22 protein-coding genes and 2 pseudogenes are annotated in these 25,206 nt (G+C 58.0%); 9 read left to right on the forward strand and 15 right to left on the reverse strand.

The window, feature by feature from the left end; all coding sequences use genetic code 11:
- Together ACVWXE_RS11030 and cbiE are read left to right on the forward strand one after the other, a co-directional pair.
- Window positions 1–453 (forward strand): annotated as a pseudogene (locus ACVWXE_RS11030) (hypothetical protein); the annotation flags it as partial.
- Window positions 454–1,713 carry a precorrin-6y C5,15-methyltransferase (decarboxylating) subunit CbiE gene (cbiE, locus tag ACVWXE_RS11035; RefSeq protein ID WP_414416313.1) on the forward strand — a complete coding sequence of 420 codons (1,260 nt, stop codon included), beginning with the start codon at window positions 454–456 and terminating at the stop codon, window positions 1,711–1,713.
- Window positions 1,714–1,759: 46 nt separating this feature from the next.
- Here the strand turns inward: cbiE and ACVWXE_RS11040 are convergent, their stop codons facing one another.
- Window positions 1,760–2,362: a LabA-like NYN domain-containing protein gene (locus tag ACVWXE_RS11040; RefSeq protein WP_414332504.1), complete on the reverse strand. Its 603-nt coding sequence runs from the start codon at window positions 2,360–2,362 to the stop codon at window positions 1,760–1,762.
- Between the two features lie 302 nt (window positions 2,363–2,664).
- Here ACVWXE_RS11040 and sfsA point away from each other — a divergent pair, with 302 nt between their 5' ends.
- The 4 genes and pseudogenes from sfsA to xth all read left to right on the forward strand — a co-directional run bounded on the left by sfsA (window position 2,665) and on the right by xth (window position 5,843).
- Window positions 2,665–3,384: a DNA/RNA nuclease SfsA gene (sfsA, locus tag ACVWXE_RS11045; RefSeq protein WP_457490323.1), complete on the forward strand. Its 720-nt coding sequence runs from the start codon at window positions 2,665–2,667 to the stop codon at window positions 3,382–3,384.
- A 98-nt stretch (window positions 3,385–3,482) separates the two neighbouring features.
- Window positions 3,483–3,779, forward strand: coding sequence for a hypothetical protein (locus ACVWXE_RS11050; RefSeq protein WP_457490324.1), 297 nt, complete (start codon window positions 3,483–3,485; stop codon window positions 3,777–3,779).
- Window positions 3,780–4,076: 297 nt separating this feature from the next.
- Window positions 4,077–5,045, forward strand: a pseudogene (locus ACVWXE_RS11055) (GTP cyclohydrolase II); the annotation flags it as partial.
- A gap of 12 nt (window positions 5,046–5,057) precedes the next feature.
- The gene (gene xth, locus ACVWXE_RS11060) at window positions 5,058–5,843 is read left to right on the forward strand and encodes an exodeoxyribonuclease III (protein WP_457490325.1); all 786 of its coding nucleotides are present in this window, start codon (window positions 5,058–5,060) and stop codon (window positions 5,841–5,843) included.
- Window positions 5,844–6,000: 157 nt separating this feature from the next.
- Here xth and ACVWXE_RS11065 read toward each other — a convergent pair whose 3' ends face one another.
- The 3 genes from ACVWXE_RS11065 to ACVWXE_RS11075 all read right to left on the reverse strand — a co-directional run bounded on the left by ACVWXE_RS11065 (window position 6,001) and on the right by ACVWXE_RS11075 (window position 7,422).
- Complete coding sequence (locus ACVWXE_RS11065; protein ID WP_414343944.1) at window positions 6,001–6,423, reverse strand: Spy/CpxP family protein refolding chaperone; 423 nt, start codon at window positions 6,421–6,423, stop codon at window positions 6,001–6,003.
- Window positions 6,424–6,520: 97 nt separating this feature from the next.
- Complete coding sequence (locus ACVWXE_RS11070) at window positions 6,521–6,871, reverse strand: hypothetical protein (protein WP_414343942.1); 351 nt, start codon at window positions 6,869–6,871, stop codon at window positions 6,521–6,523.
- Entirely contained in the window at window positions 6,868–7,422 is a 555-nt protein-coding gene (locus tag ACVWXE_RS11075) for a sigma-70 family RNA polymerase sigma factor (RefSeq protein WP_457490326.1), read from the reverse strand. The genes ACVWXE_RS11070 and ACVWXE_RS11075 overlap by 4 nt, the downstream gene beginning before the upstream one ends.
- 443 nt (window positions 7,423–7,865) lie before the next feature.
- Between ACVWXE_RS11075 and ACVWXE_RS11080 the strand changes: the two genes are divergently transcribed.
- Together ACVWXE_RS11080 and msrA are read left to right on the forward strand one after the other, a co-directional pair.
- Complete coding sequence (locus ACVWXE_RS11080; protein WP_457490327.1) at window positions 7,866–8,798, forward strand: ABC transporter permease; 933 nt, start codon at window positions 7,866–7,868, stop codon at window positions 8,796–8,798.
- Window positions 8,799–8,879: 81 nt separating this feature from the next.
- Complete coding sequence (gene msrA / locus ACVWXE_RS11085) at window positions 8,880–9,548, forward strand: peptide-methionine (S)-S-oxide reductase MsrA (RefSeq protein WP_414330118.1); 669 nt, start codon at window positions 8,880–8,882, stop codon at window positions 9,546–9,548.
- 16 nt (window positions 9,549–9,564) lie between these two features.
- On the opposite strand, the gene cysW is transcribed toward msrA, so the two are convergent.
- From cysW to pflB, 10 genes are all read right to left on the reverse strand, one after another.
- Window positions 9,565–10,404: a sulfate ABC transporter permease subunit CysW gene (gene cysW / locus ACVWXE_RS11090; protein ID WP_414389084.1), complete on the reverse strand. Its 840-nt coding sequence runs from the start codon at window positions 10,402–10,404 to the stop codon at window positions 9,565–9,567.
- Window positions 10,394–11,206 (reverse strand): sulfate ABC transporter permease subunit CysT, encoded by an 813-nt coding sequence (gene cysT, locus ACVWXE_RS11095; RefSeq protein ID WP_011431904.1) that lies wholly within the window; start codon window positions 11,204–11,206, stop codon window positions 10,394–10,396. The genes cysW and cysT overlap by 11 nt, the downstream gene beginning before the upstream one ends.
- 6 nt (window positions 11,207–11,212) lie before the next feature.
- Entirely contained in the window at window positions 11,213–12,256 is a 1,044-nt protein-coding gene (locus tag ACVWXE_RS11100) for a sulfate/molybdate ABC transporter ATP-binding protein (RefSeq protein WP_414343938.1), read from the reverse strand.
- A gap of 174 nt (window positions 12,257–12,430) precedes the next feature.
- A complete protein-coding gene (locus tag ACVWXE_RS11105) occupies window positions 12,431–13,471 on the reverse strand; it encodes a sulfate ABC transporter substrate-binding protein (protein WP_457490328.1) in 1,041 nt (346 codons plus the stop codon).
- 141 nt (window positions 13,472–13,612) lie between these two features.
- Window positions 13,613–16,399 (reverse strand): bifunctional acetate--CoA ligase family protein/GNAT family N-acetyltransferase, encoded by a 2,787-nt coding sequence (locus tag ACVWXE_RS11110; protein WP_457490329.1) that lies wholly within the window; start codon window positions 16,397–16,399, stop codon window positions 13,613–13,615.
- Window positions 16,400–16,409: 10 nt separating this feature from the next.
- Window positions 16,410–19,040 (reverse strand): bifunctional acetaldehyde-CoA/alcohol dehydrogenase, encoded by a 2,631-nt coding sequence (gene adhE / locus ACVWXE_RS11115; RefSeq protein WP_457490330.1) that lies wholly within the window; start codon window positions 19,038–19,040, stop codon window positions 16,410–16,412.
- Window positions 19,041–19,132: 92 nt separating this feature from the next.
- Window positions 19,133–19,543 carry an OsmC family protein gene (locus tag ACVWXE_RS11120; RefSeq protein WP_414343934.1) on the reverse strand — a complete coding sequence of 137 codons (411 nt, stop codon included), beginning with the start codon at window positions 19,541–19,543 and terminating at the stop codon, window positions 19,133–19,135.
- 182 nt (window positions 19,544–19,725) lie between these two features.
- Window positions 19,726–20,475: a pyruvate formate-lyase-activating protein gene (gene pflA / locus ACVWXE_RS11125; protein WP_414415746.1), complete on the reverse strand. Its 750-nt coding sequence runs from the start codon at window positions 20,473–20,475 to the stop codon at window positions 19,726–19,728.
- A 225-nt stretch (window positions 20,476–20,700) separates the two neighbouring features.
- A complete protein-coding gene (locus ACVWXE_RS11130; RefSeq protein WP_457388059.1) occupies window positions 20,701–21,111 on the reverse strand; it encodes a pentapeptide repeat-containing protein in 411 nt (136 codons plus the stop codon).
- Window positions 21,112–21,191: 80 nt separating this feature from the next.
- Window positions 21,192–23,498 carry a formate C-acetyltransferase gene (gene pflB, locus ACVWXE_RS11135; RefSeq protein ID WP_457490331.1) on the reverse strand — a complete coding sequence of 769 codons (2,307 nt, stop codon included), beginning with the start codon at window positions 23,496–23,498 and terminating at the stop codon, window positions 21,192–21,194.
- Window positions 23,499–23,911: 413 nt separating this feature from the next.
- On the opposite strand from pflB, the gene ACVWXE_RS11140 reads away from it, so the two are divergent.
- Complete coding sequence (locus ACVWXE_RS11140) at window positions 23,912–24,991, forward strand: VOC family protein (protein WP_457490332.1); 1,080 nt, start codon at window positions 23,912–23,914, stop codon at window positions 24,989–24,991.
- On the opposite strand, the gene ACVWXE_RS11145 is transcribed toward ACVWXE_RS11140, so the two are convergent.
- Window positions 24,988–25,206, reverse strand: a 219-nt coding sequence (locus ACVWXE_RS11145) for a hypothetical protein (protein ID WP_457490333.1), incomplete at its 5' end; no start/stop codon positions are given. The genes ACVWXE_RS11140 and ACVWXE_RS11145 overlap by 4 nt on opposite strands.

Below are 25,206 nucleotides of genomic sequence, written 5' to 3' on the forward strand. Positions count from 1 at the left end.
TTTGAGGCTCAGATGGTTGAGATGCGGCAGGCCTTTGCAGCCCAAATCTCCGAGATCCGGGCTGAACAGCAACGATCTGCCGAGCGCTTTGAGGCCCAGATGGCCGAAATGCGGGCCGAGCGGCAGGCTATGGAAGCCCAACTCCAGACCGAAATCCAGGAGATCAGGGCGTTGATCCAACAGAACCAGGAGCGGATTCGACAGAACGAAGAGCGGGGAGACGAGCTGGAGGTGGCCATACAGGAGTGCCGCCGAGATATGCAGGCTGGGTTTGCCGAACTGAGGGAAGCGCAAGCCATGATGATGGAGCAATTTCGGGAGCGCGATGGCCGCCTGATCGAGGCTCAACTCAGCTTTATTCGGGAGATGCGGGAAATGCAACGGGAAGTGGCGGAGCTGCGACTGGATTTTCTCAATCACATGCGCCAATACCACCCACCTGTCGAACGTTAAATGGCTACGGCAGCACCTGGGCGGTCACCTCAGCTTGCGGTCGTAGGGGTAGCGGGGGATGGCTCTGTGGCTTCCTGGGGGATCCCCCCCCTTTCCCAAGCCAGGGTTTTGGCAGGAGCCCCTCATCTGCTCCGGCACTTTACCGATCATCCGGCCCGCAAGATCCCGCTCACCGGGCCAGTGGAAAGTTGGATCCCACTTTTGCAGCAGGAGATGGCTCAGGGATCCCTGGTCTTGTTGGCCAGCGGGGATCCGCTTTTTTTCGGGATCGGGCGGCTGTTGACGGAGTATTTCCCAGCGGAGCGGTTGGCCTTCTATCCGCAGGTGAGCTCGGTGCAGCTGGCCCTGAACCGCCTGCAGATCCCCTGGCAGGAGGCGACCATCCTCAGCCTGCACGGGCGGGGAGTGGAGCGGTTGGAAGCCGTTCTCAAGCAGGGATCCCCTGTGATCGTGGTGCTCACCGATCCGGAGCATACACCGACCGTCTTGGCCCAGTTCATTGCCGACCTGCGGCTGCCGGTGCGTTACCAAGCCTGGGTCTGTAGTCAACTGGGATCCCCTCAAGAGCAGATCGTGCCCCTCCAGGAAGGTCAGAATTCATCCTTCTCCAACCCCAACGTGGTGGTGCTGCGACGGGTAGAACCGGAGCCAGATCCCCATCGCTGGCCTTTGGTCGGGATCCCGGACGACCAGTTCTACACCTTTCCCGACCAGCCCGGCTTGATCACCAAGCAGCCCATCCGCCTGCTCACCTTAGGATCCCTGCAGCTCCCCCAAGAGGGCGTGGTGTGGGATATCGGTGCCGGCACCGGCTCGGTGGCCATCGAAATAGCCCGCCTCTCTTCTCGGCTCCAGGTCTATGCTGTCGAGCGCAACGCCATGGGCATCTGTCTGATTCGGCGCAACCGGCAACGCTTTGGCCCAGAGAACCTGCAGGTGATCCCGGGGGCAGCCCCCCAAGTGTTGGCCAACTTGCCCGACCCAGATCGGGTGGTGCTGGGCGGCGGCGGCAAAGGGATCCGCGACCTGCTGCCGGTGGTGGAAGCCCGCCTGCGGCCTGGAGGGATCTTAGTGGCCAACTTCGCTACCCTAGAAACCTGCAGTGAAGCCCTGCAATGGCTGCGTTCTCGGGGCTGGCAAGTTCGAGTAGATCACGTTCAGATCTCCCGCTCTGCCGTCCTGGCCGAGGGCACCCGCTTTGCCCCCCTGAACCCGGTTTACCTGCTGCAAGGGATCCCTTCAAATTGGAAAGCCCAGTAAGCCCCCTGTTGCTCTGCTTTCCCTTCTCCCTGTGGGGGAGGGAAAGTTATCCCTCGTCCTCCTCATCGGCGGTGAACCCCGGTCGGTACAGGTAGGCGGAGGAGGGACGGTTGGTTTTCTTAATTTGGTCTTTGATGGATTCCAGGTCGATGTAGCGATCCGCCAAGTTGATCAGTTGATCGCTGGTCATGGAACGCAAGCTGACCACCTCCACTCGTGCCCCTTGGTAGCTAACGGCATTGACCGCATAGGCCAAGTCTCCATCGCCGCTCACCAGCACAGCCGTCTCATACCAGCGCACCAGCGACAGCATATCCACGGCAATTTCCACATCCAGGTTGGCTCTCTTGGATCCATCGGGCAACTGGGTTAGCTCTTTGGTAACCACGCGGTAGCCATTGCGGCGCATCCAGAGCAAAAACCCCTGCTGCTTTTCGTTGTTGCGATCGACGCCGGTGTAGAAAAAAGAGCGCAAAAGGGGCGACCGACCACTCAGCGTCTTCAGCAGGCGGGTGTAGTCGATCTCAATGCCCAGTTGCAGAGCGGCGTAGAACAGATTAGACCCGTCGATGAATATGGCCACACGCCCACGGTTGTCCTGCAAGGGATCCGCAGGCTGAAAGCCGGGATCAGGATCAAGACGCAGCATTCGGGTTTTCTTCTCCAAGTTTTGACAAAAGGGCAGAAAAAAGAGGTGTTAAATGGGTTTAATCGCCAATACAGCTCTTTCCGGCAGCACTGACTACAGCTAATGCAGACGCCTCTCTTGTGCGATAGGGATCTTACTGCTTCCCAGAGTGATCTGCAGAATTCCCATGAAGTCGGAAAAAGCCGTAAAAGGCTGCCCCAAGCCTTGGGACACATGATTTACCCTAGCGCAGGAGAGACGATCCCCGGAGAAGATTTCCAAAATCCTAAAGAAAAATACCTACGAAAGGAGAGGCTTTGGGGATGGAGTGCGGGGATGGGCCGGTGCCTTACCGCTTTTCGAGCCCCTTGCACAGAGGGGTGCTGCGCAGCCGCTACAAGCGGTTTTTGGCCGATGTGGAGCTGGAAAACGGGCAACAGATCATCGCCCATTGCCCCAACACGGGGCCGATGAGTGGGGTCTGTCAGGTGGGGGCACCTGTGTACCTCTCCCATCACCCGGAGCCGAAACGGAAACTGGCCTACACCTGGGAGATGATCCAGGTGGATGGAGTATGGGTGGGGATCAACACCAGCTTGCCCAATCGCCTGGTGGACTGGGGGCTGGAGCGAGGGTGGTTTCCCCAGTTGGCAGGATTTTCCCGCCGGCAACGGGAGGTGACCTGCGGCAAGAGCAAAATCGACTTTCTGCTGACAGGAGACGCTGGCTCGGCCTATTTGGAGGTGAAGAATACCACCTGGGCTGTGGGATCCCGCGCGCTGTTTCCCGATACGGTGACCACCCGCGGCCAAAAACACTTGGAAGATCTGATCCAGATCCGCCAACAGGGGCAGCGGGCTCTGCTGATGTACTGGATCAATCGCGCCGATTGCACCGAGTTTGCCCCCGGCGAAGAACGGGATCCCCGCTATGCCCGTCTGTTTCGTGAGGCCCTGCAGGTCGGGGTAGAGATGTTGCCCTATCGGGTCGAGGTTTCGCCGGCAGGGATCCGCCCCTTGGGTTTGGCCAAAATCGTTGTCTAGGCACCCCAAAAGAAGGGGCAAGCTCTCTGGAAACGGCTGGGGATCGCCTATAATTCTGTTTTCTCCAGATTCTTCCATTTTCCAGGCATTTGAGGACCATGAGCGAACCTTCCTCCCGTCCTCATCACATTGTTCTCACCTCCCATCCCTCCCCTTATGGGACGCAAGCCCAGCCGATTCGCTGGGGATCCTTGGATCCACTGCAGCGGGGGCCGGTGGTGGGTAGCCTGACCAATCTTGCCCATCGCAATGTCATCGGCACCCATGCGGGAGCCTACGCTGTTTACCGAGCATTGGCTGTGGCCAGTGGCTCTTTGCAGGCGGATCACCGCGCCGATTTAACCCATACTGCCCCGGTGGTGTCGATTGGCCCTCACCCAAGCTGGGGAGCATGACTCTAGTCAATAATAAGCTCAACTATACTGAAAATAATGTATAATATGTTCAGTACGGATTACCACCAGTTGATCTTTCTGTTTACTTTCGAGTCTGCCAACATGGTAGCCAAAGCAAAGCAGAAAATTGGTAGTAAGACGACACGGAAACTGCGCTTTGGGTATTCTACTCAAAGCTTTGCGGGATACCGCCATTCTGTTTGGACTCCGTCCCGCTAACGCGAATGGAAACAAACAGAATGCTATCGCTGCATAGTTGAACAGTGATGTTCAGCAGTGTTCAGCGTAAATGTATCAGATCCAGACCGGATTGTGTCTTTGGATCCCTGGGGAGCGGTTGTGGGAGAAGTCTTTGCCCCCCTCTATGCCCAGGGCTACGATATTCGTCCCACCATTGCCATTACCCAGGCCCACATCCACATGCCCGAACTGCAGGAGGCGGTCAACAAAGGGCGGTTACGGGTGGATGGCCGGATCCTCAAAGACAACGGCAGCCTGGTGGTCACCAAAGCCGCAATCGAGCCGGTCTGGTACCTGCCGGGGATCGCCAAACGATTGCAGGTGAGCGAAAGCCTGCTGCGCCGCACCCTCTTCGAGCAAACGGGAGGCATGTTTCCAGAATTGGTGACCCGTCCAGACCTATCGGTGTTTTTGCCGCCCATCGGTGGCCAGACGGTGTACATCATCGGGCAAGTGGCCGCCATCACCGACCCGGCTTTGCCCCTGGCGGTGCGGGTTCACGACGAATGCAATGGTTCCGATGTGTTTGGCTCGGATATTTGCACCTGCCGCCCCTACCTGGTGCATGGCATTGAGGAATGCGTTAAGACGGCCCAGGCCGGTGGAGCCGGGGTGATTGTGTACCTGCGCAAAGAAGGCCGCGCCTTGGGGGAGGTGACCAAATTTTTGGTCTACAACGCCCGCAAGCGCCAGGAAGGAGGGGATCGGGCCGATGCCTACTTCACCCGTACCGAGTGTGTGGCAGGGGTGCAAGACATCCGGTTTCAGGAGTTGATGCCGGATGTGCTCCATTGGCTGGGCATAACCCGAATCGATCGCCTGATTTCCATGAGCGACCTCAAGTATCGAGCCATCACCAACTCCGGCATTGAGGTTCTGCAGCGGGTGCCCATCCCAGAAGAGCTGATCCCGGCGGATGCCCGTGTGGAGATCGAGGCCAAAAAAGCTGCCGGCTACTACACTGAGGGTGAGGTACTGGATGCGGAGCGGCTGGCCCAAATCCGAGGAAGGGCCTTGGTGGAGTGAGCGGGATCCCTCATGCAAGTGGCTACCTGGAATGTCAACTCCATTCGCACCCGGCTGCCTCAGGTTTTGGCTTGGCTGGACAGCCAGGGATCCCTGGATGTGCTCTGCCTGCAGGAGACTAAGGTGGTGGATGAAGACTTTCCCCGGGCGGCCTTTCAGGAGCGGGGCTTTCATGTGGAGGTCTACGGGCAAAAGTCCTACAACGGTGTGGCTCTGATCAGCCGGGATCCCCCGGAAAAGGTAGAACGGGGGTTTGGTGCGCTGCTGCCTGCGGCGGCAGATTTGGACGAGCAAAAGCGGCTGATGAGCGCCATCTACCGCGGGATCCGTATTCTCAACCTTTATGTGCCCAACGGTTCTGAGGTGGGATCGGAAAAATACGCCTATAAATTGCGCTGGCTAGCCACGCTGAAGGATTACCTCGCCGTTGCCCTGAGCCAAGGGGATCCCATCCTGCTCTGCGGGGACTTTAACATTGCCCTGGAAGATCGGGATATTTATGATCCCCAAAAAGCGGGAGAAATCATGGCTTCCGAACCGGAGCGACAAGCCCTGCAGGAGATCCTGGCTTTAGGGTTTGAAGATGCGTTTCGCAGGTTCACCCCAGATCCCGGCCATTTTAGCTGGTGGGACTATCGCTCGGGGGGGTTTCAAAGGAATCGCGGCTGGCGCATTGATCATCATTATTTGTCTCGTGAGCTACAGGAGAAAGCCACCGCTTGCTGGATCGATGTTGAGCCACGGCGGGCCGAAAAACCCAGCGATCATGCCCCTGTCATTGTTGCCCTGGATATTTAAGCGCCTTGTTATAGTCATTTCAAGCTAGGTTGAGACACTCCCCAAACGCTCCCTGCCACTGCCTTCACCCCTTCTCTCAGAGGAAGAGGGGAGCCAGGCGGAAATGTTTCATTCCTGTTTAAATGACCATAACAGCTCATACCAACCAGCCATCCAATTAAAATGGAGCGGCCTCTTCGAGAATTTTCAGCAGGTGTTGCCGCTGTTCTGAGCTGAGGACCTGTCGCATTTCCAGAACTGCCTCAAAACGTTTGGCATTTACTTCTTGGCTTAGCTGTTGTACCCGCTGAAATTGAGCTGCCACTTCTGACTCAGGGGCATCGCCGACCAGCAACTCCCGCAATCGACCGCGGGCTGCCCTCAACTCCAAAATGCGCTCCAACAACTCTTCCTGTTTGCGGTGGCGGATCTGCTGCAATTGCCGCAACTGCTCGTCGGAGAGGTTCAGCTCCCGCAAATTGCGAGCAAAGGGGCGGCGCAAATCCATCATTCGCAGGGGGCGGGGTTGGCCCATCACCGGTTCACCCAGGGATCCCAGGTAGAGTGGCAAAATGGGGATCCAAATCCAAGCATTTCTCATGGTTCTTTGCAGGCTTTTTCTAAGAATCTGACCAAGGTCTCAGAAGTCTCAGCGGTGTAATGGTCAATGAAGGGGGATATTCGTGAGGCTGATGGATTTAGGATCCCTCTGGATCGCGTTCTATCCACCAAGTTTCGGTTTCTGTTCCCTCTGGGCTCAGCAAGCTTCCCCAAGTGCTCACCAAAAAACTTTCTAGGGCTTCGGTCTCCTGGGCCACCACCTGTACCTGCCAGCGCTGATAGCCAATCCAGCCCAGCAAAGCGCCCGCCAAAAGGGAGATGCCAACCCAACGCCAAGGGTGCTTGAGCCGGCCATGAAGTGGATGAGTCGCCACAACTTGAAGGATCTGCTCCTCCAGCCCAGAGGCCGCAGGGGGAGGGAGGGGGCGATATTGACGCAAAAAGTGGCGCAGCCGCTCGTCTGCTAGGGGGTTGGGGTGCTCACTCATGGGGTAATGCCCTCCTGAAGTAGGTGTTGACGGATGGTGGCACGGGCGTGAAACAGCCGGGACTTCACCGTTCCCACCGGGATCCCTAAAATCTCGGCGATTTCTTTCTGGGGCAGATCTTCTAGGTCGTGCAGAATCAGAACCATTCTGTGTTCGGGGCTGAGCTGGGCCATGCCTCGCTGTAGAGCCTGTTGGTAGTGCAAGTGCATCAGGTCGGGGCCAGGGTGAGCGATATCCGATCCGAGGGCCAGGTTTTGGGTTTGGGAGTGTTGCCGGGCGCAGCGCCGTCGCTGATCTGAGGCCACATTCCAGCAGATGCGATACAGCCAAGTGGAAAACTGGGCCGAGCCGCGAAACCGAGGCAACCCTTTCCAGGCGCGAATAAACACTTCCTGTACCAGGTCATCCAAAAGATCGGCTCCACACAAGGGATAGAGGATATTCCGTACCGACTGCTGGTATTTGCGGTAGAGTTGGCGAAAGCTCTGGCTGTCGCCGTTGAGGCAGCGCTGGATCAGCTCCCAATCGGATGTATCCTTTGCCGCCTGCACGAGAGGACGCTCCCTTGTTCTCAACCTTGCTTTGTCTGACTCCCAATGCCCCCAAAAGGTTCAAAGGATCCCTGTCTACGATGGCCCTCCACTTCCCGCCAAGCAAGATATGGTCGTTTAGGCTAGAGTGAGACACCTGGGCTATACGAGAAAAGCCTTATGGCCCCATGCATTATTGCTCCGCAGCGCTGACGCGACGACGCGACCAATGTTTTAGGTGTGGGTGCAGTGTCCTAGTTTGAGTCGAAATGACCATACCGGCATCTTCTGATTGCCGTTTTCCCTCAAAGGATACCCGCCGGCAGGTGTAGACAAGCCAATCCCTCTTGCCTGTTCGCACTTTCTCAATCCCAATTCTGTTGAATTCTATTGGCTCGTCGACCTACAATTCCAATAACACCAAAAAGAGGGAATGAAAAGCTGATCTTCATGCCTGCCTGGCCATGGCTAAAACAACTCAGATAACCGATAAACCCGATCTGTTTGGATTCCTCTATCATCACCCGACGCTCATCCTTGCCATTCTGTTGGGGCCACCTCTCATTTGGTTACTGGTCTTTTACTTGGGGCCGCTGCTGGCGCTGCTGCTGCAAAGTTTTTATCATCTGGATCCCTTTACCGGCCTGATCCTGAGAAAGTTGACTTTGGCCACCTATCGGGAGCTGCTCACTCCTGCCAGCGTGGATATCTTTGTCCGCAGCTTGACTATGGCTTTGGCAGTGACCCTAGCTGCAATTGTGTTGGCTTTTCCTCTGGCTTATACCATGGTCAGACTGGCCTCTCCTCGCTGGAAGGGCTTTTTGTATTTGTTGGTGCTCCTACCGCTTTGGTCTAGTTATTTGATTCGGGTTTATGCCTGGAAGTTGATCTTGGCTAAAGAAGGGATCCTCACCTATCTACTCACCCATGTGGGCCTACAGGGATGGGTGGAAAAGATTTTGCAGTTGCCCGGGATCGGTGGGCCATCGCTGGCTGTATCCAACTTGGGTATTTTCTTGGTGTTTCTCTATGTTTGGCTGCCCTATATGATTCTGCCGATCCAGGCGGCTTTGGAGCGAGTGCCTGATAGCTTAATTGAGGCTTCTGCAGATTTGGGAGCTCAGGGTTGGCAAACGTTCCGCCATGTTACTCTTCCCCTCGCCTTGCCAGGGATCCTGGCCGGGTCGGTCTTTACCTTTTCCTTAACGCTAGGAGATTTTGTGGTGCCCTATTCTCTGGGCAATTCCAGCTATTTCATCGGGCAGGCAGTTCTCGCCTTTCAGGGCACCTCTGGCAACATTCCCTTGGCGGCAGCCTTCACGGTTGTGCCGATGGGGATCATGATCGTTTATCTGCTAGTGGCCAAGCGGCTGGGGGCTTTTGAATCGGTGAGCTGACCCGATCAAGGATTTTTCCAACACATGAGGAGCCAACTGAGCTAGGCTGGTAAGTGTTAACGAATGTATCGGGCTGTCCCTATGGTGCTCTTTGGCTTTGGCAAACTTGGCAAGAAACTGTCCCTGCCCAAACCGGAAGAAGCCTTGCCGGGCCGGGCCGAGCCGATGGTGATCGTGAATCGGCATTTTGTCAATGGCCATCCGCTGCAGCCGCCTTTTCCCGAGGGCATGGAGCTGGCCATGTTCGGCATGGGCTGCTTCTGGGGGGCAGAGCGCAAGTTTTGGCAGGTGCCAGGGGTGTTCAGCACAGCGGTGGGCTACGCTGGCGGGTTTACCCCCAACCCCACCTATGAAGAGGTCTGTACTGGCCTGACTGGCCACAACGAGGTGGTGCGGGTGGTTTACGACCCAGCTCAGGTCAGCTATGCCCAACTGCTGAAGGTGTTTTGGGAAAATCACGACCCTACCCAGGGGATGCGCCAAGGCAATGATGTGGGCACCCAATACCGCTCCGGCATCTATGTGTATTCTCCGGCGCAGCGGGAGCTGGCGGAAAAAACCCGCGATCTCTATCAGCAGGCCCTGACCGCCCACGGCTACGGCCAGATCACCACCGAGATCTTAGACGCGCCTGAGTTTTACTACGCCGAAGACTACCACCAGCAATATCTGGCCAAGAATCCGCGCGGCTACTGCGGCCTGGGGGGCACTAAGGTTTGTCTGCCAGAGATCCTCACCGAGCCCGTCTGATCCACACCCTGACGGATCAAAAGATCCGGCGGGAATGGGATCCCCGCTCAAGGAACTCCCTAGCCACTAGGGTTACCACCGCCAGCAAGGAGAGCACCACCGCCGCCGCATAGGCTGAGCCGGTGGCATAACTGCGGTAGGCATCTTCCACGAACAGGGGCAAGGTCTGGGTGCGGCCAATGATGTTGCCGGAAACCACAGCCACAGCGCCGAACTCCCCCATGGCGCGGGCATTGGTCAAGATGACGCCGTACAGAAGGCCCCAGCGGATGTTGGGCAGGGTGATTCTCCAGAAGATCTGCCAGGGGGTCGCCCCCAGCGTTTTGGCGGCTTCTTCCTGGTCGGTGCCTGCCTCCTCCAACACCGGCAACACTTCCCGCGCCACAAAAGGAAGGGTGATGAAAGCCGTTGCCAACACAATGCCCGGAAATGCAAAGATAACCCGCAAGTTCCAGGATCCCAGCCAACCCTGACGCCCGAAGATGAGCACCAGCATTAGGCCAGCCACCACCGGGGAAATGGAAAAGGGCAGATCGATCAGGCTCAGCAGCAGCGCCCGCCCCGGAAAACGCCGATGAGCAATGGCCAAGGCAGCACAGAGGCCGAAAAAGGTATTGAGGGGCACAACGACCAGGGCGGTTAGCACCGTCAACCGCAGGGCACTGAGCAACTCCCGCTCTGTCAGGCGATGGAGAAAGGCTGGGATCCCTTCTCGAAACGCCTGATAGAAGATGTTCACCACCGGGATCCCGAGCAGCAGCGCGATGTAAAGCCCGACGATCCCGATCAACAGGCCCGACAGCCAAGGGTTTGTCGATGGCTCCGGCTTGACACCCGATACCCCCTTAGGTTTCATGGCGGCTTCCCCAGGCTTGCAGAAGATTAATTACCACCAGCGACAGGAAAGAGATCCCCAACATCACCGTTCCGATCACGGTTGCCCCAGCATAGTCGTGTTGTTCCAGCCGCTGAATCACCAGCACCGCCGCAATCAAGTCCCGAAAGGGAATGCTGGAAGCGATGATCACCACAGAGCCGTATTCCCCCACGGCGCGGGAAAACCCCAGGGCCACCCCGGTGAGCACTGCCGGCAGAATCTGGGGCAGCACCACGCGCCGGAAGGTCTGAAAGCGGGAAGCCCCCAAACTCCAGGCTGCCTCTTCCACATCTTTCTCCAGCTCCTGCAACACCGGCTGCACCGTCCGCACCACAAAGGGAAAAGAAATAAACAGCATCGCCACCCCCACCCCCAAGCGGGTAAAGGAGATGCGGATCCCCAAGGGGGCCAAAAGGGATCCAATCCAGCCGTTGCTGCTGTAAACCGTTGCCAGGGTGAGGCCAGCCACGGCGGTGGGCAAAGCAAACGGCAGATCGATCAACCCCTCGAGAAGCTTTTTGCCGGGGAAGGCGTAGCGCACCAGCACCCAAGCGGTCAAAGTGCCCATCACGCCGTTGATCAGGGCCGCCAGCAACGCGGTTACAAAAGTAACTTCATAGGCGGAGAGGGCCACGGGATCCGTCGCGATCCGCCAAAACTCCGCCCAGCCCACGCTGCTGGACTTGGCAATCAAGGCAGCCAGCGGCAGAATCAACATCAAGAAGAGATAGCCCAGGGTCAGCCGCCACGGCCAAGACAGTTGAGACAAAGCTTGCAGCAACGTTTCTCAAGCTCCCACCGGCATTGCGGTCATCTCGGTTTTTTTGACGGGAAAGGCTTTCACCACCTTGGGGCGCACATAGACCTGCTGCCCCACCTGCAGGGGTTGGTTGGCATATTGCTCGCGGCTGAGATGGGCCCACAGGGATCCGCCATCGCTAAGAATCAGCTCCGCCTGAATCTCCCGACCCAGGTGGATGATCTCCTTAACGCGGGCAGAAACACCACTGCTGCCGGGGTTGACCTCAATCTGCACATCGTGGGGGCGCAAAAAAAGCTGATGCGGGCCGGCCTGCACCTCGGGAAGCTGGCAAAAGAGTTGGGAGCGGGGAGAAAGCTCGTTGACCGGGCCGACAAAGCTCATCACAAAGGGTGTAGCTGGATGGTCATAGATTTCTGCCGGGGATCCCACCTGTTCGATCCGCCCCTGGTTCATCACCACGATCTGATCCGCCACCTCCATGGCTTCCTCTTGATCATGGGTTACAAATACCGTTGTCACATGCACCTCATCGTGCAGGCGCCGCAACCACTTGCGCAGCTCTTTGCGGACTTTGGCATCCAGGGCCCCAAAGGGCTCATCCAACAGCAACACCTGCGGCTCCACCGCCAGAGCGCGGGCCAGGGCCACCCGCTGCCGCTGCCCCCCCGAAAGCTGGGAGGGGTAGCGATCCCCGAACCCCGATAGCTGCACCAGCTCCAACAGCTCATCCACCCGTGCCCGAATCTCGGCCCGTGAAGCCTTGCGGATCTCCAAGCCAAAGGCGATGTTCTGCCGCACCGTCATGTGCTTGAACAGGGCGTAGTGCTGAAAAACAAAACCAATGTTGCGCTCCTGGACGCTGGCATGGGTAGCATCCCGCCCGGTGAGGGAAATCCGCCCCGTATCCGGCTTTTCTAGGCCGGCAATCAGGCGCAGCAGGGTGGATTTGCCAGAACCCGATGGCCCCAAGAGGGCAACCAGGGATCCCGTGGGAATGGTGAGATCGGTGGGGTGAAGGGCCTGAAACTGCCCAAAACGCTTCGATACCCCTTCGATGGTGATACCCATAGGTTCTGCCTAGCTAGTGGTTTGCCTGAGAAGTTGCTGGATGGTTGCCGGCTGAGTCTTCTGGAGAGGGTGAGGGAAGTTAAACCCGCGGCTAATCTACGGTAAACCTGTCAACAAACCGTTGATACAGCTCCCAGGATAACTTGAACGGGGATCCAAAACAAGGGAGACTCCCTACAACTGAGCTTGGATGCGGTCAAACAAGGCCCCATCGGCAAAAAAGCGGCTTTGGACAACCTCCCAGCCTCCCAGGTCGGCGACGGTAACCAGCTTCTCAACAGGAGGGTACCGCCAGGCAAACTCTTGGGCCACCGTCGGCTCCACCGGGCGAAAGCCCACCTCGGCAAAAGCCCGCTGCGCTTCTGGGGTGAATAGGTAGTCCACAAAGGCTTCGGCCACGGCACGGGTACCTTTGCGATCCACATTGGCATCCACCACGGCTACGGGGTTGTCGATGGAAATGTTGGGGTCGGGCACCACATAGGACAGGGATTGGCCGCGCAAGCCCGCCAGGATCACCTCATGTTCGTAGGTGAGCAGGGCATCCCCTTGCCCTTTCTGGAAAAAAACATCGGTGGCCTCCCGCGAGTCCCGCGGCAAAATGCGGACATTTTTGTAGACCTGGGTGGTGAAGGCCAGGGCCTGAGGTTCAGGGACAGCGCTCCAGAGGGCTAAAAAGTTCCAGCGGGCGCCCCCTGAGGTTTTGGGGTTGGCGGTAACCACCTGCAAGCCTGGCCGAGCCAGATCCGGCCAAGAGCGGATCCCCTGGGGGTTGCCTTCCCGCGTCACAATCACCGCCACCGAGCGGGTGACGATCCCTTGGTTGGGGGTGCGGGCTTCCCACCCCGGCTGAATGAGACCGGCAGCCACGAGGCGCTCCACATCCAAAGCCAGGGCCAAGGCCACCACATCGGCATCCAGCCCGTCAATAACTGCCCGCGATTGCGTTGCTGAGCCGCCGTAGCTGCTTTCTACGCGCACCCGTTGCCCCGTTTTCGCCAGCCAATCGGCCTCAAAAGCAGGGATGATCTGCCGGTAGGCATCCCGCGTCACCGCAAAAGAAGCGAGGAGGATCCTGACTTCCCCCTGCAATCCTCCCCCTCGGCCACAGCCGCCAAGGCCAAGCAGAAGGCAGAGCAGCAGGGATCCCATCCCCAGCCACCGTCCCCCGCTCGCCAGCAGCCTCTGGATCCCGCCTGTCTTTGTAACCTCCATAGCCGTCCTCAAAACCTCGGGCCGCCCTCGCCCCCAGCCTCTCTCCGACAGAGGGGCTCCGCTTGCTGTAGGCGGAAGGAGCAGGCCCTTGTTCCTATTCTACGGTAAGCCGGTCGGCAAACCGTTTTTATTTAAGGATCCCTAGGCAGGACAGGGGGTGGGGATCGCCGCATCGACAGCGAGATCCAGCGTGGCCTTGAGAATGCCAGGATCCTCTGGAGAAGGGCGCAACTGAAACCCCAGCCGCTGACACAGGCGGCGCATGGCCTCGTTTTCGCAAAGAACCTCGCCGGTGAGGTGCTGGATCCCTTCGCAGCGGGCCACCTGAATGAGGCGGGTCAACAGCTCTGTGCCAATCCCTTGCCGTTGGTAGGGATCCGCCACCAGCATGGCAAACTCTGCTTCTTGGGGAAAGCCATGTTTTCTGGAGAGGCGGCTGATGCCGAGGATTAAGGACTTCGTCCCGCTGACGCGATTGGCCTCTGGCTCCTGTTTTTCTGCTACTAAGGCAATCTCGCGGTCGTAATCGTTAAAGCAAATGCGGGTAAGGCGCTCGTGGGCGATGCGGGCGCTGTATTTGATCGGGTGGAAGTAGCGCAGATAGACGCTGTAATCAGAGACGTGGCGGTGAAAATCGATCACCAAAGGCTCGTCTTCAGGGCGAATGGGGCGAATGGTGATGCCGTCCCGGAAGCTCCAGATGTACTGGGTGGGATAGGGGCGGATGGCCAAGGGCACCTGGGGATCCTGCTCGGTTCGCAAAATGACGCGGGCATCCAAAGCCAGCAGGCCCTCGCTGGAAGCCAGCAGCGGATTGATGTCGATCTCTTTAATCTCCCGCTGCTCGGCCACCAGTTGGCTAAAGCGCACCAAGAGCTGTTCCAGGGCCTCCAGATCGACGGCTGGGCGTCCGCGCACCCCCCTGAGGGCTTTGTAGATGAGGGTGTTTTCCATCAGACGCCGGGCCAAGGTGGTGTTGAGGGGGGGAAGGCCAATGGAGCGATCCTGAAACACCTCCACCAGTTGTCCGCCACTGCCAAACAGCAACACCGGCCCAAACTGGGGATCCTGGCTGCTCCCCAGGATCAGCTCATAGCCATCCGTGTCCACCATCGGCTGCACCGTGACCCCCTGGAAGTACTCCGGCCCCGCTTTCTCGCTGACGTTGCGGAGGATTTGCCCGAAGGCCCGGCGCACCGCCTCAGCATCGGGCAGGTTGAGCTGCACGCCGCCCACATCGGTTTTGTGGGTGAGGGTGTGGGAGTAGAGCTTCACCACCACCGGGTAACCCATGGCCTCGGCAGCTTCCACTGCTGCTTCGGGGCTCTCGGCCACCCGCGTCGGCACCACGGGGATCCCGTAGGCGGCCAGGATTTCCTTAGATTCGACCTCCGTGAGAAGCGTGCGGCCTTCCCGCCTCGCCTGGGCAAGGGTTTGCTGCACTTTTTCCTGCTCCACTGGCCTGGTGGGAGCCAGGGTGGGGGTTTCGTAGAGGGCCTTGAGGTTGTAGCTAAATCGCCACAAATAGCCGAACACCCGCGCCGCTTGATCCGGGTAGCGGTAGGTGGGGATCCCGGCTTGGTTGAGGATGTGCTCGCCCGCATCCACGCCAGCTCCCCCCATCCAACTGGCCAGGATAGGCTGCCGGGATCCACTGCGCCGCCAGGTCTCCACCACTTTCTCGGCAGTGGCCGTGGGATCCGTCATGGCTTGGGGGGTGAGGATGACCAGGCAACCCTGGCTGCCGGGATCCCGCAACACCACTTCCAAAACTTGGGCAAAGCGCTCCGGATCTGCGTCCCCCAAAATATCAATGGGATTGCCGTGGCTCCAGTGCGGGGGCAAGAGCTGGTTAAGCTGCTCCAGGGTTTGGGGGGAGAGCTGGGCCAGGGATCCCCCGGCGCGGATGAGGGCATCGGTGGCCAGCACCCCTGGCCCGCCGGCATTGGTGAGGATGGTCAGGTGAGGGCCCTGAGGACGGGGCTGTTTGGCCAGCACCTCCGCCAGGTCGAAGAGATCTTCAATGTGATCCACCCGCAGCACGCCGCAACGGCGGAAGGCCGCATCCAACACTGCGTCGCTGCCGGTGAGGGAGCCCGTGTGGGAAGCGGCTGCTTGGGCTGCCGCCTGGGTGCGCCCCGCCTTGATGACAATGATGGGCTTGCTCAGGGCCACCTCTCGGGCCGCGGACAGAAAAGAGCGGGCATCCCCGATGGATTCCATGTACAAGACAATGCTGTGGGTATGGGGATCCTCGCCCAAGTAGTCGATTAAGTCTCCCCAGCCCACATCCAGCATCGATCCCAGAGAGATAAAGGCGCTGAAGCCCACATTTTCCTGCAGGCTCCAGTCCAGGATCGAGGTGCACAGGGCCCCACTTTGGCTGATGAAGCCCACATTGCCGGGCCGGGCCATCTGGGCAGCAAAGGTGGCATTTAAGCCTGTGTGAGGGTTTTGGATCCCTAGGCAGTTGGGGCCAATCAAGCGCAGCTTCCCAAGGACTCCGTCCCGCTGACGCGATTGGATAGTCTGCTGAATTTGCTTCTCCAGCTCCCAGCCAGCAGGGCCCGTTTCCTTGAAGCCTGCTGAAAGAACAATGGCGCCCTTGACCCCGGCTTCTACGCACTCCTGCACCACCTTGGGCACCCCCGCTGCCGGAATGGCGATAATGGCCAGATCCACCGGCTCCGGCAGAGCGGACAGCCGCTCGTAGGCCCGGATCCCCAACACCTGGTGCCGCTTGGGGTTGACCGGGTAGACCGTGCCGCCAAAGGGGTGGCTAATGAGGTTCCACAACACCGTCCGCCCCACGCTGCCCTCCCGCTCCGTGGCCCCCACCACCGCCACCGAACGGGGCAGAAAAATGGGATTCAGGGGATGGGATCGGGCCCTCCAGATATCCACACTGGGATCCAGTCGTTGCCACATACCCTACTCCTTAGGCCAACACTGGTTCCGGCTGGTGGTAGAGAGCAGAATCCACCCGGCAGCCCCGATAGGCCAAAACGTACAGCTCCTTCATGTCTTGAATGAGGGGATAGCGGGGGTTGGCGCCGGTGCATTGGTCGTCAAAGGCTTGCTCCGCCATCGCCTCCAGACGGTCGTAAAACTCCCGCTCTTTCTCCCCCAGGGCCTCGCGAATGGTGGCCGGGATCCCCAGTTTCCGCTTGAGCTCTTCGATGGCCTCGATGAGGCGCATGACCTTTTCATCGTCATCCGCCCCGCCCAACTGTAGGTAATCGGCAATTTCCGCGTAGCGGTGTTTGGCGTTGGGATAGCGGTATTGGGGAAAAATGGCCTGCTTAAAGGGGGCGTCGGTGGCGTTGTAGCGGATGACGTGGGTAATCATCAGGGCATTGGCCAGGCCGTGGGGCAGATGGAAGGTGGATCCCAGCTTGTGGGCCAGGGAGTGGCACACCCCCAAAAAGGCGTTGGCAAAGGCCATGCCGGCAATGGTGGCGGCGTAGTGGACTTTTTCCCGCGCTTCGGGATCTGCAGCACCTTTTTCATAGGCCCGCGGCAGGTAGGTCATCAGGAGCTTGATGGCCTGCAGGGCCAGCCCATCGGTAAAGTCGCTGGCCATCACCGACACATAGGCTTCCAGAGCGTGGGTGAGGGCATCGATACCCCCGTAAGCCGTCAGCTTCTTGGGCATCTTGAGGGTGAGATCCGGATCCACAATGGCCATGGTGGGGGTGAGGGCGTAGTCCGCCAGCGGGTATTTGATCCCCACCCGGTCATCGGTCACCACGGCAAAGGGCGTCACCTCGGAGCCGGTGCCGGAAGTGGTGGGGATGCAGATGAGCTGAGCTTTTTGTCCCAGTGGGGGCAGCTCGTAAACCCGCTTGCGGATGTCCATAAAGCGCATCGCCAAGCCATCAAACTCCACCTGGGGCTGCTCGTACATCAGCCACATCACCTTGGCCGCATCCATCGGGGATCCCCCACCGACCGCAATAATCACATCCGGTTGAAACTGGCGCAACTGCTCCAGACCGCGATTGACGTTGCTGAGGGTGGGATCCGGCTCTACATCGTGGTACACATCCCAGCTCACGCGAATCTCATCCAAAACCTGGGTGATGGGATGCAATATGCCCAACTCAAAGAGCGGCTTATCGGTCACCAAAAAGGCGCGTTTTTTGCCGGCCAATTCCCGCAGAGCAATAGGCAGACATCCGGGCTTGAAGTAAACCTTGGGCGGGATCCGAAACCAGAGCATGTTTTCCCGACGTTGGGTTACCGTTTTAATGTTGAGCAGGTGGCGCGGCCCCACATTCTCGGAGATCGAATTGCCTCCCCAAGTGCCACAGCCCAAAGTCAGAGAGGGATCCAGCTTGAAGTTGTAGAGATCCCCAATGGCCCCTTGTGAAGAGGGAGTGTTGATCAAGACTCGACCGGTTTGCAGGGCATTTTCAAAGTAGGCAATATCGTCCCGATTGGCGGGATCTGTATACAAAACAGAGGTGTGTCCCCGCCCGCCGAAATTGACCAGTTGGACAGCAACATCTACGGCGCTGTGGAAATCGTTGGCGCGGTAGAGGGCCAAGATGGGGGCCAATTTTTCGTAGGAGAAGGGCTCCTCCGGCCCCACCTTCTCCACTTCCCCAATCAGCAGTTTGGTGCCTTCGGGAACCTGGATCCCGGCCAGGGTGGCGATGGTTTGCACCGACTGGCCCACAATGGCCGGATTGAGGCGACCGTCTTTGAGAAGGATGCGGCGCACGGCTTCGGTTTGTTCCAGATCCAAAATGTAGGCCCCCCGATGGCGAAACTCGGCCTTGACCTGCTCGTAGATGGCATCCACCACCACCACTGCCTGTTCTGAGGCACAGATCATGCCGTTGTCGAAGGTCTTGCTCAACAAAATCGAGCTGACAGCCATGGGAATATCGGCACTGGCATCGATCACTGCCGGGGTATTGCCCGCTCCCACCCCCAAAGACGGGTGGCCCGAAGAGTAGGCCGCTTTAACCATGCCAGGCCCGCCGGTAGCCAAGATCAGCTTCACCTCAGGATGCTGCATCAAAGCCTGGGACAGCTCGATGGTGGGCTCATCGATCCAGCCGATCAACCCCACAGGAGCGCCCGCTGCCTCGGCAGCTTCTCTGACCACTTTGGCCGCGGCAATGGTGCATTGTTTAGCCCGCGGGTGGGGAGAAAAGATAATGCCGTTGCGGGTTTTTAGGGTGATCAGAGCCTTGAAAATGGTCGTTGACGTGGGGTTGGTTACCGGCACAATACCTGCCAAAAGCCCTACTGGTTCAGCAATGCGCTCGTAGCCAAAGCTCTCATCCCGCTCGATAACCCCGCAGGTTTTCTCGTGTTTGTATTTGTTGTAAATGTATTCCGAGGCAAAGTGATTTTTGATCACCTTGTCCTCCACAATACCCATGCCGGTTTCCTGTACCGCCAGCTTGGCCAACGGGATCCGTTCGTTGTTGGCAGCCAGAGCGGCTCTGTGAAAAATCCGGTCTACCTGTTCTTGGGTGAAAGTTGCATATTCAGCTTGAGCAGCCTTCACCTGTTGGATCAGGGTTTCCAACTCGGCTAGATGGGTCACTGGCATCGGTGGATCCCTCCAAAACTCATCAAGACTTAGACGATAGGAACAATTGACAATCGGATAGTTGGAAATAGTCGAATAACCCGAATGGCAATCTAGGCGCCAACAGGAGCAGGAACTTGGATTTCGGTGGTCAGGGTGGGGGGATGGGTGAGCGTATTGTGAATGATGCAGGCATCAACTGCTTTTTCCAGCCCCTTTTGATGCCTTCCGTCCAGCGGGATCCCAGTTTTTACACGAATGTGAATGTTGTCTAGGCGAGCCGGATGCTCAACTTTCTCCGCCGTGACCACCACCTCTAGTCCACTGGGATCCAACTGCCGAGCTTCCAGATATTTGACGGCATAAAAACCAACACAGGCGCCCAGAGAAGCCAGAAACCATTCCGGCGGCGTCATTCCCTGATCTCGACCGTGATTGTCCAAAGGCTGGTCGCTGAGAATGCGGTGCCCTCGGCTTTCCGCTTGGAACTGAACACCATCGCGGTAGGTGACGCAAACTTCCATTGGGGATCCCTCCTCTTAGGGTATTCTTCAGTTCACATAGAGTCCGTAAAGTTAGCCTGGGGATCAACTTGGATTCCAGTCAGCTCAGGGCCAATCTGGAGACGGTGCAGAGATTAACTGTGAATCACTTCGGATCTGAGCATGACCTGGCTATGCTGACCCAAGCCGCAACTGCAGAATTGTCAAATAGCCACCAGTCCTTGATCCCGAAAGATTTGTAAGGCGTGATTCACCTGTTCGGGTGTGGGTGGATCGACATCGGCAAGGGTGTAAGGCAATCCCAATTGCTGCCATTTGTATTCCCCCATCTTGTGAAAGGGCAAAACTTCTACCCGCTCCACGTTGGATAAGGTGGCCACAAACTCGGCCAGACCCTTAATGTTTTCCTCGGGATCCGTCAAGCCGGGAACCAGCACAAAACGAATCCAGGTGGGCTTGTGGATCTGGTCTAAATAGCGGGCCAGATTAAGAGTGGGTTCTAGCGAAACGCCGGTGACCTTTCGATACAGCTCCGGCAGATAAGACTTGATATCCAGCAACACCAAATCTGTATGCTCCAACACAGGCTTGGCTGCTTCCAGTTGCCCATAGCCAGAAGTATCCAAAGCCGTGTGCAAGCCCAACTCATGACAGCGACGGAAGATCTCAGCTACAAAGGTGGGTTGCATTAAAGGCTCTCCCCCGGTAGCCGTAACTCCCCCCCCTCGCAAGTAATTCTTGTAACGTTGGATCTCGGCAATTAAAGACTCAACCGTAACAAGCTGTCCCGCCTCCGGATCCCGACAGTCAGGGTTGTGGCAATACAAACAGCGAAGTGGACAACCCTGTGTAAAAATTACGAAGCGGATTCCTGGCCCATCGACGGTGCCACAGGTTTCCACCGAGTGAATGCGCCCAGCAATTGGTGTCAGGGGGTTCATAACGGTATCCATACTTTTATCCTGGATGACTTTTGCAAAATATCAATCAATCTTGAGGTTTTCTTCCAGATTGCTAACTCAGGTTAAATAGAACACAGTTTCCATTTCTCTTTGGATTAGGTTGGGACTAGATTTTTTTAGATCCCTAGGGTCTTTTAGCTAGACCGCTGCTATCCTGGCTGGAAGGGAGAAAGGGGGATAAAAAGCCGAAAGGGCAGCTTGGGGATCCCACCCAGCTCAGACCGATGGGTCGTGTGGGCTAGGCACGGAGGTATCCACCGTGATGCCGTGCAGGCGGTGGGCCTTGGGATCGAAATCCTTCGGGAAATGGGTATAGGCATCGAAATCTGCGTGATCCAACAAGGCTCCTTCTAAGAGCGCCCCTCGGAAATTGCTGCCAAAGAGGAGACATCCCCGCAAATCGGCTCCCGATAGGTTAGCTCCGCTGAAGTCGGCAAAACTGAGATCGCACCCCCGCAAATTAGCCCCCGCCAAGTTGGCCCCACTGAAATCGGCATAGCTGAGATCGGCACCGGCCAAATGGATCCCCTGCAGCTCAGCCCCCTGCAAATCGATCTCCCGAAAATCGCGCCGTCCTGAGGCATACTGGCTGACCAGATCCGCAGCGCTACAAACAGTCATGATCATCGGGCCTCCTCGGTTATCGATGGGGGATCCCTTCCATCGACCCCGGTATGGGCGGACTTCAGGGATCCCCGGCCTTGTTTTTAGCAGTGTTGATGGAACGTGCGGTTAATGACATCCAGTTGCTGCTCGCGGGTGAGCTTGATGAAGTTCACCGCATAGCCGGAAACCCGGATGGTGAGCTGTGGGTAGAGCTCCGGGTGCTCCATGGCATGCAGCAGGGTCTCGCGGTTGAGAACATTGACGTTGAGGTGGAAACCGCCATCCCGCATGTAGCCATCCAGCAGCCCCACTAGATTGGCAACCCGCTCCTCCGCTGTGCGACCTAGGGCCGCCGGCACAATCGAGAAGGTGTTGGAGATCCCATCCAGAGCGTCGTCGTAGGGCAGCTTGGCCACCGAAGCCAGCGACGCCACCGCCCCCTTGGTGTCCCGGCCATGCATGGGGTTGGCCCCTGGGGCAAAGGGCTCGCCCGCTCGCCGCCCGTCGGGGGTGTTGCCGGTTTTCTTGCCGTAGACCACGTTGGAGGTAATGGTGAGGATGGACTGGGTGGGGATGGCATTGCGGTAGGTCTTGTGCTTGCGCAGCTCGGCCATGAAGGTCTGCACCAGTTGCACCGCAATGGAGTCAACTCGGTCGTCGTTGTTGCCGTATTTGGGGAAGTCGCCCTCCACCGCGTAATCCACCACTAGGCCCCGCTCATCCCGGATGGCCCGTACCCGCGCGTATTTGATGGCGGATAGGGAGTCGGCTGTTACCGACAGGCCGGCCAACCCAAAGGCCATGGTGCGCAGCACCTCCCGGTCGTGCAGGGCCATCTCCAGGCGCTCGTAGCAGTACTTGTCGTGCATGTAGTGGATGATGTTCATGGTGTTGACGTAGGTTTTGGCCAGCCAGGCCATCATCTGCGCCATGCGCGGCCACACCTCGTCGTAGTCCAGGACATCGGCGGTGATGGGGGCGAAAGCAGGAGCCACCTGCTCGCCGGAGATCTCATCCCGACCGCCGTTGATGGCATAGAGCAGGCACTTGGCCAAGTTCACCCGCGCTCCAAAAAACTGCATCTGCTTGCCGATGCGCATGGCCGACACACAGCAGGCGATGCCGTAGTCATCCCCCCAGTAGGGGCGCATCAAGTCGTCGTTTTCGTACTGGATGGAGCTGGTTTCAATGGAGACCTTGGCGCAGTAGCGCTTGAAGGCTTCCGGCAGCCGCTCCGACCAGAGCACGGTCAAGTTGGGCTCGGGCGCCGGCCCCAGGTTGTAGAGGGTATGCAGCATGCGGAAGCTGGTTTTGGTAACCAAAGGCCGCCCATCCAGGCCCATGCCGCCGATGCACTCGGTAACCCAGGTGGGATCCCCGCTGAATAGCTCGTTGTACTCGGGCGTGCGCAAAAACCTGACCATGCGCAGCTTCATAACAAAGTGGTCAATGAGCTCCTGGGCCTCTTCCTCGGTGAGGATCCCGGCCTGCAGATCCCGCTCGATGTAGATGTCCAGGAAGGTGGACACCCGCCCCAAGGACATGGCCGCCCCGTTTTGCTCCTTGACGGCTGCCAGGTAGGCCAGGTACAGCCATTGGATGGCTTCGCGGGCGTTGGCTGCCGGACGGCCCAGGTCAAACCCGTAGCGGGATCCCATCTCTTTCAGCTCTTGTAGGGCCTTAATCTGCTCGGAGAGCTCCTCCCGCAGGCGGATGGTCTCTTCGTCCATCGTGTCCAGGTCTAGACTGGCTTTTTGGGCCTGCTTGTCTTCGATGAGCCGATCCACCCCGTAGAGGGCCACCCGCCGGTAGTCCCCAATGATGCGACCCCGACCGTAGGCATCGGGCAGGCCGGTGATGATCCCGGAGCGGCGGCAGCGGCGCATCTCTTCGGTATAGGCGTCAAAAACGCCGTCGTTGTGGGTTTTGCGGTACTGGGTAAAAATTTCCTTGGTGCGGGGATCCAACTCGTAGCCATAGGCTTTGAGGGAAGACTCCACCACGCGGATGCCGCCAAAGGGCATGATGGCCCGCTTCAGAGGTTTGTCCGTCTGCAGCCCCACAATCTGTTCCAGCTCTGGGTCGATATAGCCAGGGGCGTGGCTGGTGATGGTAGAGGGAACAGCGGTATCGGCATCTAGGATCCCTCGCTCTCGCTCCAGAGCCATCAAATCCTTGACCTTGGCCCACAGCCGCTGGGTGCGCTCGGTGGCTGCAGCTAAGAAGGTTTCATCACCGGTGTAGGGGGTGTAATTGCGCTGAATAAAGTCTCTGACGTCGATGGAGCGCTGCCAGGATCCCGGCGCAAAATCGCTCAAAACTTTTTGACCGGCTGCGTTGGATCCTGTCCTTGGTTCCGCCTTCAATTCTGTAGGTGATGCTACAGAACGCTGCACACTGGCAACCATAACAATCCTCCCGGCTATTACGCCTGATAATCTATCGACAGGGCGAGGCAGCACCCCGGCCTTTGCCCCACGCAGGCTCCAAAAGAGAGCTAAAGAACCAATAGATCTCTGCAAGGCTTATAGGGATCCTACGAAGGGCTTTTAGCAACTCTTCTGTTTCTTTTTTAGGCGTTCTAAATACACCTCGCCTGATTTAATTTTAGTCCCTTGCGCTCTGAGGATATTTTCGGTTGCGTGATTTTTTAATCTTATTTTCATCCTATTTTTTAATGCTGTTTTAATATCTTCTTAACGTTGTTTTACGCTTTTCCATCGGCAAATGGCGGGCCTATGCTGAGGTAGGACGGCCCAGGTCGTCTGTTGCCGTGAGAACGTCAGGATACTCGGCCTTTGCCTTAGCAGTGCCTTGCTCTATGAACCAGTCCAATCGAATCGTCCAAGGGATCCATCACCTGCACTTCTATCTTTGGGATCTGCCCCGTTGGCAGGAACACTTTTGTCAGGTTTGGGGCTTCCGAATGGAAGGACAGCTCGGCAGTACCCTCTGTCTGCGTCAGGGATCCCTGCGCTTGCGCCTATCTCAGCCGGCTCACGCCGGGGATGAGGTGGATCGCTATTTGCAGCAACATTCGCCTGGGGTGGTGGATGTGGCCTTGGCGGTGGAGGAGCAAGAGCTGTTGGGCTTGGCAGAGCTTTTGCAGAGGCGAGGAGCCCAAGTGGAGTGGATCCCGGCAGAAGACGAAGGCTGCCCTGCTCTGTGCCTGCGCACTCCTTATGGACTCAGGCATTCTTTGATCCCCAGCTCAGGGATCCCCGATTCAGCCCCTGCTGAGGAGAACCTGTTTTCCCACTGGGATCACCTGGTATTGAACGTGGAGCAGGGATCCCTGCAGACAGCGGCGGATTGGTATGAGCAGGTGCTGGGTTGGCGGTCTCTGTATCGCTATAGCATCCGCACCAACACCTCTGGCCTAGAAAGTGTGGTGGTGGGAGATCCTGAAGCCGGGATCCAGTTGGCCATCAACGAGCCCACCTGTGCCGCTTCCCAGATCCAGGAGTTTTTGGATGCCCATCATGGCCCTGGCCTGCAACATGCGGCGTTGCACAGCTCAGATGTCTTCGCCAGTGTGCGCCGGCTGCGACAGGGAGGCGTAAACTTTCTGCAGGTGCCACCGGAGTACTACACAAACCTGGCAAGGGAGCTGGCTTCTGGAGCAATACTCCGTTCTGGTGGGTTGCCCCCCGCCATCTCCTGGCACGACTTGGTGGAGCAGCAGCTCCTTTTGGATGCCACCTTGCCTGCTTCTGATTCCCCACACCCCCCCCTGTTGTTGCAAACCTTCACTCAGCCTCTGTTTGGTCGGCCCACGTTTTTTTTCGAGGTCATCCAACGATTGGGTGGAGCCACAGGCTTTGGCGAAGCCAACTTTCAAGCCCTGTTTGAAGCTCTAGAACGCCAACAGCGACAACGGCAGCAAGCCCTGGTCTGCTAACACCCTTGTTCTAGGGATCCAGTGGGAGCACCAGGGGAATGTCTCCAGTTAATCAACCAGTTAATCAACACGATTGATTGCCCCTGAGTTTCCAGCCGATATTCGGGTATGCGGAAGGCGTTGACATCCTCCCCGGCCTGAAGGCCGGAGATTCCTACCACGCTACGCATGGATGGCTCCTTGCGCAGTCGTCTCGGCGGGTTCCTGCTTCCGAC

Source organism: Thermostichus sp. MS-CIW-41 (assembly GCF_054058915.1).